14 protein-coding genes and 1 riboswitch are annotated in these 13,941 nt (G+C 47.7%); of the genes, 3 read left to right on the forward strand and 11 right to left on the reverse strand.

The window, feature by feature from the left end; genetic code table 11:
• Positions 1-104 precede the first annotated feature (104 nt).
• Positions 105-602, forward strand: coding sequence for a GNAT family N-acetyltransferase (locus KDD30_RS18710; protein ID WP_211651499.1), 498 nt, complete (start codon positions 105-107; stop codon positions 600-602).
• 33 nt (positions 603-635) lie between these two features.
• Positions 636-735, forward strand: a riboswitch (purine riboswitch).
• 104 nt (positions 736-839) lie between these two features.
• Positions 840-1,844: an adenosine deaminase gene (locus tag KDD30_RS18715; RefSeq protein ID WP_211651500.1), complete on the forward strand. Its 1,005-nt coding sequence runs from the start codon at positions 840-842 to the stop codon at positions 1,842-1,844.
• A gap of 51 nt (positions 1,845-1,895) precedes the next feature.
• Here the strand turns inward: KDD30_RS18715 and KDD30_RS18720 are convergent, their stop codons facing one another.
• From KDD30_RS18720 to KDD30_RS18750, 7 genes are all read right to left on the reverse strand, one after another.
• The gene (locus tag KDD30_RS18720) at positions 1,896-2,972 is read right to left on the reverse strand and encodes a low specificity L-threonine aldolase (RefSeq protein WP_211651501.1); all 1,077 of its coding nucleotides are present in this window, start codon (positions 2,970-2,972) and stop codon (positions 1,896-1,898) included.
• A gap of 122 nt (positions 2,973-3,094) precedes the next feature.
• Positions 3,095-3,796 carry a murein L,D-transpeptidase family protein gene (locus KDD30_RS18725; RefSeq protein ID WP_211651502.1) on the reverse strand — a complete coding sequence of 234 codons (702 nt, stop codon included), beginning with the start codon at positions 3,794-3,796 and terminating at the stop codon, positions 3,095-3,097.
• Between the two features lie 233 nt (positions 3,797-4,029).
• Positions 4,030-4,392 (reverse strand): hypothetical protein, encoded by a 363-nt coding sequence (locus tag KDD30_RS18730; RefSeq protein ID WP_211651503.1) that lies wholly within the window; start codon positions 4,390-4,392, stop codon positions 4,030-4,032.
• A 73-nt stretch (positions 4,393-4,465) separates the two neighbouring features.
• On the reverse strand, positions 4,466-4,948 hold the full coding sequence (locus tag KDD30_RS18735) for a hypothetical protein (protein WP_211651504.1): 483 nt from the start codon (positions 4,946-4,948) through the stop codon (positions 4,466-4,468).
• A 2,114-nt stretch (positions 4,949-7,062) separates the two neighbouring features.
• Positions 7,063-8,403, reverse strand: coding sequence for an IS4 family transposase (locus KDD30_RS18740; protein WP_211645381.1), 1,341 nt, complete (start codon positions 8,401-8,403; stop codon positions 7,063-7,065).
• 1,020 nt (positions 8,404-9,423) lie between these two features.
• Entirely contained in the window at positions 9,424-9,657 is a 234-nt protein-coding gene (locus KDD30_RS18745; RefSeq protein ID WP_211651505.1) for a hypothetical protein, read from the reverse strand.
• A 60-nt stretch (positions 9,658-9,717) separates the two neighbouring features.
• Positions 9,718-10,017: a putative quinol monooxygenase gene (locus KDD30_RS18750; protein ID WP_211651506.1), complete on the reverse strand. Its 300-nt coding sequence runs from the start codon at positions 10,015-10,017 to the stop codon at positions 9,718-9,720.
• 102 nt (positions 10,018-10,119) lie between these two features.
• Between KDD30_RS18750 and KDD30_RS18755 the strand changes: the two genes are divergently transcribed.
• On the forward strand, positions 10,120-10,527 hold the full coding sequence (locus tag KDD30_RS18755; RefSeq protein ID WP_211651507.1) for a VOC family protein: 408 nt from the start codon (positions 10,120-10,122) through the stop codon (positions 10,525-10,527).
• Between the two features lie 66 nt (positions 10,528-10,593).
• Here KDD30_RS18755 and KDD30_RS18760 read toward each other — a convergent pair whose 3' ends face one another.
• From KDD30_RS18760 to KDD30_RS18775, 4 genes are all read right to left on the reverse strand, one after another.
• Complete coding sequence (locus KDD30_RS18760; RefSeq protein ID WP_211651508.1) at positions 10,594-11,037, reverse strand: YtoQ family protein; 444 nt, start codon at positions 11,035-11,037, stop codon at positions 10,594-10,596.
• Positions 11,038-11,222: 185 nt separating this feature from the next.
• On the reverse strand, positions 11,223-11,582 hold the full coding sequence (locus tag KDD30_RS18765; RefSeq protein ID WP_211651509.1) for a hypothetical protein: 360 nt from the start codon (positions 11,580-11,582) through the stop codon (positions 11,223-11,225).
• 48 nt (positions 11,583-11,630) lie between these two features.
• Positions 11,631-12,983, reverse strand: a complete 1,353-nt coding sequence (gene yegD, locus KDD30_RS18770; RefSeq protein WP_211651510.1) for a molecular chaperone — start codon at positions 12,981-12,983, stop codon at positions 11,631-11,633.
• Between the two features lie 87 nt (positions 12,984-13,070).
• The gene (locus KDD30_RS18775) at positions 13,071-13,547 is read right to left on the reverse strand and encodes a hypothetical protein (protein WP_211651511.1); all 477 of its coding nucleotides are present in this window, start codon (positions 13,545-13,547) and stop codon (positions 13,071-13,073) included.
• Positions 13,548-13,941 lie beyond the last annotated feature (394 nt).

Raw genomic sequence — 13,941 nt, forward strand, 5'->3', positions numbered from 1 at the left:
CGCAGCATTTCCCATGTTTCTCTGTAGCTGCCGGTAAATGGCTGTGATAGAAAATGAGCTGAGAAAAATCCAGTGTTCATAATGATTGAGTCAGGAGTCAGGAGATGGCAATTACTATTCGGCACATGGAAGATAAAGACATGGATGGACTGTGTGACATCTATTCAATTTCCAGTGTGCTGGAAAATACATCTCAGTTTATGCATCTGGGCAGTAAACGGATCGGGCAGTTGTTTTCTTCTTCAGACTTGATCACGCTGGTGGCTGATCTGGATGGTCGCGCTGTGGGCCATGTCACGCTGTTTACCCGCCAGAAACCGAAAGAAAAACATATCGCCAGTACAGCGATTGCTGTTCATCCTGAATTTCACGGCAGGGGCGTGGGATCGATGCTGATGGCGGAAGCCATTGATTTATCGGATAACTGGCTGAATGTCCTGCGTCTGGAACTGGAAGTGAATACCGATAATGCACCAGCGATTGCCCTGTACCGAAAATTTGGTTTTGGCTTGGAAGGTGAGAAGAAAATGGCAACCTTTAAATCGGGTCAGTATGCCGATTTATATCTGATGGCCCGGCTTGCAAGCTGGCACCAAGTGTGAGAAAGTTGCCCGCGTTGTACGTCTTAACGGTCACAAACCGTTAAGATTCAGCTTCGTATAACCCCACTGATAGGGTGTGGGGGTCTCTACCAGAATCCGTAAAATTCTGATTACGAAGAGTCAAGTCGATGAACGGCTTTTCTCTTTGTGTTAGTCAGAATCCATCTTGCTCCCGCATTGCAGAATTGCTGTTCATCATGCTTATCCACGTATTGAGAACCCGATGAAGAGCAACCCATGAATCAATTTATTGCCGGACTGCCGAAAGTAGAGCTGCATTTGCACATAGAAGGTTCGCTGGAACCTGAGCTGATGTTCGCCCTCGCCGAAAGAAATCAAATTGCCATTCCTTACCGTTCGCCAGAAGAAGTGCGTGCGGCTTATCAGTTCCATAATCTGCAGTCGTTTCTGGATATTTATTATCAGGGCGCGAATGTCCTGATTCATGAACAGGATTTTTATGATCTGACCTGGGCTTATCTGCTGCGGTGCAAGGCAGACAATGTGGTCCACACCGAGATTTTCTTTGATCCGCAGACACATACCGAGCGCGGGATCGCGTTTGAAACCGTGGTCCATGGTATCCATCGTGCGCTCGAGCAAGGCCGGACTGAGCTGGGAATTTCCAGCCAGTTGATCCTGTGCTTCTTACGTCATTTGGATCAGGATGCGGCATTTCGCACGTTGGAACAGGCGATGCCACACCGCGACAAAATCATTGGGGTCGGGCTGGATTCTTCTGAACTGGGCCATCCGCCGGAGAAGTTCAAAGATGTGTTTGAGAAAGCACTGGAAGCCGGGTTTCTGACGGTCGCCCACGCCGGGGAAGAAGGGCCATCGCAGAACATCGACAATACCCTTGATTTGCTGGGGGCAACCCGGGTTGATCATGGTGTGCGCTGTGTGGAAGATCCGGCGCTGGTTGCGCGGCTGATCCGGGAGCAGGTGCCTTTAACCGTGTGTCCGTTGTCGAATCTGAAACTCAAGGTGTTTGAATCGATGCGTGATCACAACATCGTTGAACTCCTGCGAAAAGAGTTATGTGTGACCATTAACTCGGATGATCCGGCTTATTTTGGTGGATACATGACAGATAACTTTCAGGCTGTCGCCGATGCGCATCCAATGAGCCGGGAAGAGATTGCTCAGTTCACCTTCAATGCCATTATGGCCAGTTTTATCAGTGAAGAAGAAAAACAGCGCCTGACGCAGTTGACGCGGAACTATCTGGAATCCTTCTGAAACACAAAGCCGCTGGTTTCAGCGGCTTGAATGCATCATGGATCCAGAAAATTACGCGATTTCAGCAGCAATGAGATCCAGCACTGATCTGAAAGTGTCATCATGCATGTTCAGCAGGTGATCCCCCACATACCATTCGAAGAAAGACTGGTTGGGCAGGGCTGCCTGCTGCGGGTAGCCAATCCAGATCTGATGGTTTTTCGCCAGTTGATCCCGAATTGCTGTTGCTTTGACTTCACTGACCGGCAGGTACAGATGGAATAAATTGGACTGCGGTGCGGCCGGGTTTGGCGTGAGCATCGGGTAGGCGCGCACAATCTCATAGATTTGTTGGGTTCGCTCGAACAATGCAGGCATCTGCGCCAGACGCTGATCAAATTGCATCGCGGCTGAAACCGCGTAAGGGGTCCGGTGAACAACATTGCCACCCTGACGTCGCATCCACCGGCGGGCTTTGTCGATCAAGGACTTATCGCCGAGTAACATGGCGCCACCCAGTCCGGCAATGCCTTTATAGAGTGAGACATAGGCTGAATGAAATCCCGCTGTAATCTCCTGATACTCGCGGCCATACCAGGCTTTGGCTTCCCACAGACGTGCGCCGTCTAAATGCAGATGAATATTGTGTTGCTGGCAATGGGCTTTGATGGCTTCTAAGTCATCCCATTGTGGCAACTGACCGCCAATTTCACGCATGGGCAATTCATACAGAACTGCGGCGATATCGTCTGGCCAGTCTTTCAGATCATCGAGCGTCCAGGTCTGGTAAGGATTCCCAACCGGCAAGACCGAAAACCGATTCTGAAGCTGATAGTTCTGGCCTTCATGCAGATAAATATGGCTGGATGGATGCATGGCTACGACAGGGTTGTTGCGTGCCATACAGGCCAGTTGCAGCGCGGTAGGCTGGGTCATGGTGCCGGTGACTACAAACAGGGCGGCCTCATAGCCCAGTAAAGCGGCGATTTTGGCTTCAAATGCCTGCAGAAAATCACCTTCACCATAAACGTCATGGTTGATTTGGTGCGCCTGGCACCAATCTGCCATGCGCTGAAACGTTTCTGCCGGGGTTGGCAGGTGGTTTCCCGGTACAAAAGTGGTGCATTGGTTTCGTAATGCCTGACTCATATCTTTCCTTGTCAGTTTGATTTTTTTCCAGAATATATCGCTGACAGAGAGTATAACGAGCTTGCAGGCATCACAAGATAAACGAATTTAAAAGTTGATTCTGCCCACCTTATTCAAGCGATTTAATAGGTGAATCTTGCAAATTCCGTTTCAATCGAGGCATAGAGCTCTGAAACCCAGGTCGGAGATTGCGCTGCAATCGGACGGATAGGGGCTTTTCTTGGATCATGTGGCGCAATCACGACATCAACATTCCCTTTACCGATTTTACCGACCAGCGTAAATAATTCTTCTATGGCGGTATCCCCGATAGCCAGACACCCAATCGAGTCAGCTTTGCCATGAATGAAAATATTGGTTCCCGGACGCGTTCTGCCTTCGAGATTGGCATATTTCATATCAAAATCGTTCGGGTAATTGAGTTTCATGGACAGATGAAAGCGGCTGTTCGGATTCAGCCCGATGATTTTATAAATCCCTTCCGGCACCTGACGATCACCTTCTTTCATTTTCGGACCGGCCTTGCCACTTGCCGCTGTGACAGGGTAACTATGTACGAAATGCCGGGCACCCCGTTGATCAATCGCCCACAGCTCCAGTGCCTTTTCTTCCTTCAGACCAAGCAGGGCAATTTTGGTGGGTGGGTAGGCAACATTGGCTTTTCTGAATCGGTATTTCAGGCGTTGTTCCGACAGTTGACCATAAATGGCGAGTACATCGTCGACGGTACGTTTTCCTGAGTGGCTGACAGATTGTGCGTGAGTATGAAACGACGTCAGTGCAGGCACTAAAAAGACGAGCGTTTGAAAGATTTTCTTGAACATAGCATCCAGGTTGCATTTTCTTACTTCTGATAAAATCCATGATAGGGGAAGCCGGAGAAAAATGTCTTTTCAGCAATGTCAAAATTTGCCAGAGGCCGACAATTTTTGACAGTCTCAGAGGAATAATTTGAGGTGATGACCAAAAGAAGTGTCTTGCATTTGAATTTGGCTGATTGAATTCATCATGAAGGCCGATGATGAGAAAGCATTGATATTGAAGTATTGAATTTGGATTAAAGTAATACATCCTTTGCACAATCGATTGTGCTCATCTGTTCATCGCCATAGCAGGTCAGATTCTCTTTGAGAATGCTATTTGGAATTAAAAAACCAGGTTTATCATTAATTTGAATCTTGCTCTCTTCAGTCGAAGACGTATGGGAAAGAGTTGTCCCATCGCTGAATTGCCAGTACGACCAATAACTGCTGGCACTCGCACACACGGTGATTGTACAGCGCTGGGGTTGTGTTTCACCGTTTGTCGTCATGAAGCACTGAGCATCCATTTCACTGCAGCCAGCGTAAGCCGATGCGCTCATGCACAGAAATGCAGACACAATGACGACTGCAGCGGGAAGGCGCTTGAAAGAAAGCATCAATACCTTTTGATTATCTCGGGTTGTGAAGAAAACCATATTTAATGATAAATCGGCTAAAGTTCAGGTTTATTTAAATGTGAATATTTAAATTGCGTTGAGATAATTTATATTGGAGTGCCTGAATAAATGCTTTGTCACCTTGATCTTTTGCAGATAAAGCAATGTTTAACCAGATACCTGATTCGACGGCATTTACCCGGTAGATTCGAATTTTGTCCATTCGGGTATTTTCGATTAATTCGACGGAATCCAGTTCGTCGACATGAATCTCAAAGACAGAGATACGTTGATTCTCTCCCTGAGCATAATGAATTAACAGATCATCCGTCAGAATTGCACCGCCTTCCAGTACGGACTTCCTGCCATAACTGTAAAAAAACTCAATCTGATCGTCAGGCGAGAGAATATAATGATTCACTAATGTATCGCGGGTGTTTTGTGAGATTTGGCTACCCGGCTGAACTTGATTTTCTGGCACATGACGCAGAACAAAAAAGTGAAGGGTTGCCATAATCAAGAGAAAGATCACAATCACGGGAGCAAATGTGATCATGAGTCCACGTGGCTTTTGAGGTGAGGACGGTTGATAAGGCTGCAAAATAGATATCCCTGCTTTTTTGTCGTCACAGTTTACGTGAAAGATACTTTATTGATAAGTCCTCCGTTGAGTTGATCTCAATTCACGACAGCGTTCAGATGAGGTTTCAGCGCGAGCATGTCTGAAATTGTGCGGGTATGTCGCGCTTGAGTTCAGTGCAAATTTCAGCATTTTTTCATGCGCGCCAGATACGCTTTGCTGGCACAAAGCGTACCCATAAATGCCTTTTGATACCGTCAATTCCCGCGCAGGCGGTAATCCAAAGGGCGCCGGGCTAAAAACACACGATAATCATCATTGAACAGATAAAATCACAACAGGGTTCAGGTCATTCTATAGAATCGTTCACAGCACCCAGACGAGGCTCCGGCGCATGAACATCACTGGGTTCCCGCCTGCGCGGGAACGACAAATTTCATACAATTTATACGATTACCGTCATTCCCGCGCAGGCGGGAATCCATAGGGCGTTGGGCTCAAAGCGCGTTCACAACATCATTGAGCAGATAAAATCACAGCAAAGTTCAGTCTTTCTGTCGCATTGTTCACAGCACCCAGACGTGGCTTCGGCGCATCAACGTCACTGGGTTCCCGCCTTCGCGGGAACGACGAATGACTTTAAATTCATCGCCTTACTAAAATTTTCGCGCAGGCGGGAATCCATAGAGCGCCGGGCTCAAAGCGCGTTCACAACATCATTGAACAGATAAAATCGCAGCGAAGTTCAGTCATTCTATAGAATCGTTCACAGCACCCAGACGAAACTCCGGCACATCAACGTCACTGGGTTCCCGCCTTCGCGGGAACGACAAATTTCATATAATTCATGCAATTACCGTCATTCCCGCGAAGGCGGGAATCCATAGGGCGCCGGGCTCAAAGCGCGTTCACAACATCATTGAACAGATAAAATCCCAGCAAAGTTCAGTCTTTCTGTCGCATTGTTCACAGCACCCAGATGAACCTTCAGCGCATCAACATCACTGGGCTCCCGCCTTCGCGAGAACAACAAATTTCATACAATTTATACGATTACCGTCATTCCCGCGCAGGCGGGAATCCATAGAGCGCAGGGCTCAAAGCGCGTTCAAAACATCATGGAACAGATAAAATCACAGCAAAGTTCAGCCTTTCTGTAAAATCGTTCACAGCACCCAGACGAACCTTCAGCGCATCAACGTCACTGGGTTCCCGCCTGCGCGGGAACGACAAATCATTTTAAATTCATCGCCTTACCGTCATTCCCGCGCAGGCGGGAATCCATAGAGCGCCGGGCTACAAACACACGAAAATCATCATTGAACAAATCAAATCCCAGCAAGGTTCAAGTCAATCTATAGAATCGTTCACAGTACCCAGACGAAGCTTCGGCGCATCAACGTCACTGGGTTCCCGCCTACGCGGGAACGACAAATTTTATATAATTCATACGATTACCGTCATTTCCGTGCAGGCGGGAATCCATCGAGCGCCGGGCTAAAAATACACGATAATCATCATTGAACAGATCAAATCCCAGCAAAGTTCAGCCTTTCTATAGAATCGTTCACAGCGTCCAGACGTGGCTCTGGCGCATCAACGTCACTGGGTTCCCGCCTTCGCGGGAACGACGAATTTCATATAATTCATGAGATTACCGTTATTCCCGCGCAGGCGGGAATCCATAGGGCGCCGGGCTCAAAGCGCGTTCAGAACATCATTGCACAGATCAAATCCCAGCAAAGTTCAGTCATTCTGTAGAACGGTTCACAGCACCCAGACGTGGCTCTGGCGCATGAACGTCACTGGGTTCCCGCCTTCGCGGGAACGACGAATTTCATATAATTCATGAGATTACCGTTATTCCCGCGCAGGCGGGAATCCATAGGGCGCCGGGCTCAAAGCGCGTTCAAAACATCATTGAACAGATAAAATCCCAGCAAAGTTCAGCCTTTCTATAGAATCGTTCACAGCGTCCAGACGTGGCTCTGGCGCATCAACGTCACTGGGTTCCCGCCTTCGCGGGAACGACGAATTTCATATAATTCATGAGATTACCGTTATTCCCGCGCAGGCGCAATGCTGTTCGGTTAAGAGGATTCCTTCTTTTTTCTGTTGCTTTTTAACGGATATTTATTCGGCCTCATCTTGACCGCCCTTTCATAATTTGGGCGGTCTGGCTTGGGGAGAATCAGATCTTTCAGAGTATCCGTTAAATCTTTGAGTCGTGCTGGTATCGACTGTAAGTTTTTCGTCTGGCATATCGCTGTATAATCATACAAAACGACCTTAAAACCGAGTTTAAAGCTGATTCTTAGAGGGCTAACTTTCGCCTCCTTTGCCGCTAGAGCCATTTCGTAACGGATCAAATTATAAGCAAGTAACAGCCCGTATAATTCCTGGTAGACCAAAGTAATTTTCTTACTTCTTAAGGCAATGGCTTTGCGGAGCATCGTGCATTTAATTTCACGATATCCTAGTTCAATTTCCCAACGCTGATGATAGAGTTCGATAATTTTAGCGGCATCATACTGACTTTTCGGTAACGATGTCGCGAGAAAGCGTTCCGGGAAGCCTTCAAATTGATAGCGGATGACCCGAAAGTGCCACTCTTGCGGTAATGATGGTGACTGTTTACGCGCATGGGGGCTTAGCTTTCGTTTCACCAACCAGTCGTTATCCGTGTATTTATCCACGATTTCAAAGTTGATGTCTTTCTTCAATGGTGTCACCCAGTGGCGATCATGACCTCGACTTTCAATATGATGAAGCAACTCAGCACTATGATAGAGCTTATCCATCAGCAGGACTGAGTGATCGTCGATATCATCCACCAACTGTGATGCTTGCGTGATTTCAGCCTCTCGATAAGGTCCGGCTGCTGCTTTAAGGATCAACCGCGAAGCGGTATCCATTAAGCAGGTCAACTGCATTACTGGATAGCCGGACTGGTACTCGGAAGCCGTGTTTGCAGAGCCAAAATGCTCTCGGCATTCTGGCGTATCTTCTACACGGAATTGGGTACCATCAATGGCATAAACTCTGAGACCTTCCCATTTATCGACCTCAACTTGTTCTGACCAGTGACTGGCGCTTTGATGAAAGAGCCACTGAATGGGCTCGACGCCCAACCTTTTACGAGCCTCAGTTAATGAGCTTTTAGCAGACAGCAGTGCATTATCTAACTGTTTGGAATTTAAAGCTAATTGCTCAGCGACCGTATGGATAGACTCTTGCCTAAGCAAAGACATTCCAATCACGAGCCTGAGGATATCTTGCGGCTGAATTTTGCGACGCCTGACCGTAGCATGAGATGTCATGCTCAAGGCATTGTTGACCCACTCAAAGGGCAAGTGAGCATTTAACACCTCTAAATAATCATTCTTGAGTGGGTAGCTTGAAGAAAAGTCTTCTAATTCAGCAGCAAACATACAGGCTCCTTTCAGTTGAACCGATAGTTTGCTCGAAATTAAGGATCGTTCAAGTCCTTAATTTTCCTTAAACGATCAGCATTGCGCGCAGGCGGGAATCCATAGGGCGCCGGGCTCAAAGCGCGTTCAGAACATCATTGCACAGATCAAATCCCAGCAAAGTTCAGTCATTCTGTAGAACGGTTCACAGCACCCAGACGAACCTTCAGCGCATCAACGTCACTGGGTTCCCGCCTTCGCGGGAACGACAAATTTCATATAATTCATCGTCTTACCGTCATTCCCGCGCAGGCGGGAATCCATAGAGCACCGGGCTCAAAGCGCGTTCATAACATCATTGAACAGATAAAATCCCAGCAAAGTTCAGTCATTCTGTAGAACGGTTCACAGCGCTCAGACGAGGCTCCGGCGCATGAACGTCGCTGGGTTCTCGCCTTCGCGGGAACGACGAATTTCATATAATTCATACGATTACCGTCATTCCCGCGCAGGCGGGAATCCATAGAGCACCGGGCTCAAAGCGCGTTCATAACATCATTGAACAGATAAAATCCCAGCAAAGTTCAGTCATTCTGTAGAACGGTTCACAGCGCTCAGACGAGGCTCCGGCGCATGAACGTCACTGGGTTCCCGCCTGCGCGGGAACGACAAATTTAATACAATTCATATGGTTACCGTCATTCCCGCGCAGGCGGGAATCCATAGAGCGCCGGGCTACAAACACACGAAAATCATCATTGAACAAATCAAATCCCAGCAAGGTTCAAGTCAATCTATAGAATCGTTCACAGTACCCAGACGAAGCTTCGGCGCATCAACGTCACTGGGTTCCCGCCTTCGCGGGAACGACGAATTTCATATAATTCATACGATTACCGTCATTCCCGCGCAGGCGGGAATCCATAGAGCACCGGGCTCAAAGCGCGTTCATAACATCATTGAACAGATAAAATCCCAGCAAAGTTCAGTCATTCTGTAGAACGGTTCACAGCGCTCAGACGAGCCTTCAGCGCATCAACGTCACTGGGTTCCCGCCTGCGCGGGAACGACAAATTTCATATAATTCATGAGATTACCGTCATTCCCGCGAAGGCGGGAATTCATAGAGCGCTGGGCTACAAACACACGAAAATCTTTATTGAACAGATAAATCCCAGCAAGGTTCAGCCATTCGGCAGAATCGTTCACAGCACCCAGACGTGGCTCTGGCGCATCAACGTCGCTGGATCCCGCCTGCGCGGGAACGACGAACATGAGGCATGACTCATGCAGGGTAATGAAAAGTTTAGGGAGCTGAGATTGAGCCTGCCAATCTTAGCTGCGATTTTGTGCCAGGGCATCACAGCGAATGACGGATTGAGCTTCAACCAACCCCGATAAGTGCCGACGGCTGTCCAGATAATGGGAGGTTTGCTTATGTTCGGCAAGTGCTGCTTCACTGGTATAGATTTCGTAGAGGTAGAAACAATGATCATCGTTCTGGGACACCAGAACATCAAATGTCAGGCAACCTGCCTCGGTTTCCACGGAGGCTTTCGCATTTTCTTTCATAATGGCCAGATACTGATCCTTAAAGCCTTTTTTCACGACATTTTTTACCACAATACAAAACATGATGAAGGTATCCTTTTCTGAGGAGGTGTTGTGTCCGAAATTGAATTAATCACCACACATTGTATACAATGTTGTTTGTGATTTCACAAGGAGTGAGACGAAATGAGTCAGAGACCAAAACCGTTGAATGGGTTACGACACCTTGCGCTGTGCGTTTATCCGTTTGAAGATTGTATCCGTTTTTATACCGAGACTCTGGGGATGGAAGTCCTCAGAAGGGCCAGTGATAACCTGGTTTATCTGAGTTGCGGGAACGATAACTTATCTTTGAGCAGAGCGGATGGGCCACAGGACAATCAGCAGCAATCGTTGGATCACTTTGGATTCATTGTAGACAGCAAAGAAGAATTGCAGGCTTGGTATGAATTTCTGCAATCGCAAGGTGTGCCTTTGTTAGACAGGCCACATGATCACAGTGATGGTGCACGGAGCTTTCATTGCACCGATCCGGCAGGGAATGTTGTTCAGCCGTTGTATCATCCGGCGGTCTCCGGGCAGCGGATTCGATGAATGAAGGATATCAACGCACCTGTATTGGAAAGTACTGCTGCGTTGATATCACTGGATACGAATGTATTACTTTTGATTGAGCAGATAGTCCAGAATCTCAACGATCTGAGCTGGGGAGGTGGCCCAGGCCTGAGCGCTGGCATCCACTTCCTTTAAGGGGTGGACGATGTCTTCACTGTGCAGTGTGATGTAGGGCTTATTCAGCGCGGCACAGTAACCGGCATCAAAAGCAGCATTCCATTGTTTGTACTTGTCACCGAACCGGATAATGGCGAGGTCGCATTGCTGAATCAGGTTCTGAATCCGAATCGCATTGACTTTCGCCGACTTGTGATCCCGCCAGAAACTGTTGGACTCTTCACCTAAACCGTCTCCGGCTGCATCACTGCTGTCATGGTCTGTAACCGCAGAAGTAAACACAATGTTCAGGTCTTTGGCTTCACAACCTTTGATAATTTGTTCGCGCCAGTCGGTGTGGATTTCACCCGAGAGATAGACATTCCAGGTCATTGAGGCATCCTCTGTTGCTTAAATGTTCGTGTGATAACTTGGGTTATTGTACACAATCAGAGGTTATGTTGCACTCGTTGTTCTGGAGTGAAGGTAAAGTAGAGATGTTCAATCAGAGAGAGCATTGCGGTCCGCTGTGTATCAGCAGCTGACCGCAAATGATGGTTGATAGCGTGGACTGCTGATTAATCGACCAATGAGATGACGGTGAGCTTTGGTGCTTTATAATTCCAGAATGCATGGCATCCATTGGCCCAGCCAGTGATGGACTTCCCTGAAGCTTTTGCTGCAAGTGCTACAGAAAACATTTCTTTTTCGTAAGGGGAGTCTTTGTTAATGATGAGTTGCCTCTCGCGGCCATCATCACATTGTTCTGTGTGTTTTTTTGCGCCATCCCCAGCAATCTCCACAATGATCATGTGCGCATCATGAACGGTGACACTTTTAACTTGAACCGGCCCAAAATCGCTGTTGGCTGTCACCGATGCTGTAAACAGCGTCATTGCCGCCATGAGAGTGAGATGTCTTACTTTTTTGATGATCATGATATTTCCTTATATGAGCTGAATTGATTGACGGCCTGAGGTCAGAAATTATCGAAAACAACGCTCCGCCCAGCGGGTCAGGCCGGATGTCACTGAGCCAAAATAGTCACCCGCAACAATCGGAACACCCGGCAGACGTGATTCGATCAGTTGCCGCAAAATTGGGGAGCGAGCACTGCCACCTGTCATGTAGATCACATCTGGCTGGCATTCTGCCTGAACCAGCGCTTCGTTGATCAACTGACTAATCTTTTCGGCATTACTTTTGACGGCGTCTGCGAGCTCTTTATCAGTGCAGTGTAACGCCAGATGTTCTTGTCCAATTTTTAGCTGGCTGCTGGCAACATGCTGTTCAGACAGTGCAATTTTCATCATTTCTGCTTCACGGACTAACTGATGCCCCAGTGTGTGCTGATAAACCTGCACCAATCGCTGAATGATTTCAGGCTCCGCAGAATCTCTGACCAGTTGTTTCAGCGTTGCAAAATTATTGCTGGCATAGAAGTCACTCTGCGCAGCAACGTTGTTAATGGCAACGGGATTCCAGAACTGGCTGAGTGGTGCTGCGAGTCCGCGCTGGTTACGTGTGTGCTTTCCAAACAACGGCATGATACGTTCGAAGGCGAGGGCGATATCCAGATCATTCCCGCCGACTCGGCTACCGCTGTGTGCAATCAGACCGGCGGTCCGATCGGTTTGATTCAGCCAGCTCGGACCCATTTGCAACACAGAACAGTCTGTCGTACCACCACCGATATCCACAACAAGTACTGTTTTGTCTTCCTTCAGCCGACTTTCATACTCAAGCCCGGCAGCCACGGGTTCAAACTGGAATTCAACCGATTGAAAACCAACCCGTGTCGCGGCACGACGCAGAATGGCTTCCGCCTGCTCATTGGCTTTTTCGCCGCTGGTTCCCTGAAAGTTGATGGGGCGGCCGATGACAGCCTGAGTGATTGTGTCTTCACAAATCGCCTCACAGCGGCGTTTGATGTTCGCCATCATGGCACAAACTAAATCTTCAAAAAGACTCAGTTGCATCTCATGCAAACCGGCCGCTCCCAGGAATGATTTGGGGGATTTGACGTAATAAACTTCATCGGGTTCAGCCAGATAGCTGTCCAGCGCTTGCTGCCCAAACTGCAAGGCTTGCGCATCGACAACAATGTCTTCTTCCCGGTTCGCAATAATGGATCGGCGAAGGAGAATCTCTCCGGCTTTATCTGCGGGTTTGATATCGTAATGTTTGAATAATGCTTCGCTGACGGCTTCCCGGGTGGGTGCGGCCAGTGTGGAAGGGATATAGAATTGATCGCCTTCTAAAGGGAGCAGCCTGGGCTGACCATTCTCCATGATTGCCACTGCGCAATTGGCTGTGCCATAGTCGAAACCGATATACATACTCCCTCCTGTTCAATGAAAAGCCGCACAGTGTACGTCAATTCGTTGTGAAGCAAAAGGGAGATAGGATCAGGTGAAATGGTTGGATTAACGGTAAAGTTTCTTAAAGAATTTAGATGTCAGCGTGTAGTCATATCGCAATTGAACCAGCGAGTAAATCAGCGTTGAGCCAGCCACCGTCCCCCATGGATAGAAGAAAAAGAGTATGGCGCCAAACAGCATCGTGGCGTTCTCTGCCCAGCGATGACGAATCAGTAAGGTGTATCCAGCGGTGAGATGCAGGACAATCATCACAACGGCCAGCAACACCATATAGAGGTTATTGGTCTCAACATTCATAACGCCGTCAATCGCCGCCTGAAAGCCGCAGACAATCCCCCAAATCAACCAGATCACGGCATATAAAGTATGAAAACCAATGGCCAGCCGGAACTTCAGTGAATATTTTGACTGCAAACCGTCCTGTGATTGGGCCTGATCGCCTTCCGTGCATTTTTTACACATTTCAGCAGGCGTGCCGTCTGGTTTGTCGAGTGTTCTGACACCACATTTCACACAGTTCATGTTTGACACACCACAGTTAAGTTTTCCCTAAAATTCAGCAAAATAAATATTCAGTCAGGTTTACAAAAATTGAAAATTCCCATCACTATGATTCCATATTCTATTCTGATGTTTAACATCCCACCTTCGATTTTTTGCTCTGTAAGCGGTTGCAATCATGAAAATTGCCGAGGGCTTCTCATTTTGATTCAGCAGGAAATTGGTTTTTTGTTATCAAAAATAATAAATTAGTTAATTAGTCTTTACTTATTTTATGGTCGAACCAGAGGTCAGACTTGCAAATAGAGGTTATACATTGATCGTGATAAGCAATGGTGCGCATGGTTTGGCGCAGGGTAAACTGCATAAAAGTCACTTGTTTTTGCTGTGAAATGACATAGTGCTGGGAAATAAA

Source organism: Photobacterium sp. GJ3, assembly GCF_018199995.1.
Lineage (GTDB): Bacteria > Pseudomonadota > Gammaproteobacteria > Enterobacterales > Vibrionaceae > Photobacterium.

Coding starts and splice junctions, on each gene's coding strand:
- KDD30_RS18710 (WP_211651499.1), top strand. CDS start 105: ATGGCAATTACTATTCGGCACATGGAAGATAAAGACATGGATGGACTG.
- KDD30_RS18715 (WP_211651500.1), top strand. CDS start 840: ATGAATCAATTTATTGCCGGACTGCCGAAAGTAGAGCTGCATTTGCAC.
- KDD30_RS18720 (WP_211651501.1), bottom strand. CDS start 2,972: ATGAGTCAGGCATTACGAAACCAATGCACCACTTTTGTACCGGGAAAC.
- KDD30_RS18725 (WP_211651502.1), bottom strand. CDS start 3,796: ATGTTCAAGAAAATCTTTCAAACGCTCGTCTTTTTAGTGCCTGCACTG.
- KDD30_RS18730 (WP_211651503.1), bottom strand. CDS start 4,392: ATGCTTTCTTTCAAGCGCCTTCCCGCTGCAGTCGTCATTGTGTCTGCA.
- KDD30_RS18735 (WP_211651504.1), bottom strand. CDS start 4,948: ATGATCACATTTGCTCCCGTGATTGTGATCTTTCTCTTGATTATGGCA.
- KDD30_RS18740 (WP_211645381.1), bottom strand. CDS start 8,403: ATGTTTGCTGCTGAATTAGAAGACTTTTCTTCAAGCTACCCACTCAAG.
- KDD30_RS18745 (WP_211651505.1), bottom strand. CDS start 9,657: ATGTTCGTCGTTCCCGCGCAGGCGGGATCCAGCGACGTTGATGCGCCA.
- KDD30_RS18750 (WP_211651506.1), bottom strand. CDS start 10,017: ATGTTTTGTATTGTGGTAAAAAATGTCGTGAAAAAAGGCTTTAAGGAT.
- KDD30_RS18755 (WP_211651507.1), top strand. CDS start 10,120: ATGAGTCAGAGACCAAAACCGTTGAATGGGTTACGACACCTTGCGCTG.
- KDD30_RS18760 (WP_211651508.1), bottom strand. CDS start 11,037: ATGACCTGGAATGTCTATCTCTCGGGTGAAATCCACACCGACTGGCGC.
- KDD30_RS18765 (WP_211651509.1), bottom strand. CDS start 11,582: ATGATCATCAAAAAAGTAAGACATCTCACTCTCATGGCGGCAATGACG.
- yegD (WP_211651510.1), bottom strand. CDS start 12,983: ATGTATATCGGTTTCGACTATGGCACAGCCAATTGCGCAGTGGCAATC.
- KDD30_RS18775 (WP_211651511.1), bottom strand. CDS start 13,547: ATGAACTGTGTGAAATGTGGTGTCAGAACACTCGACAAACCAGACGGC.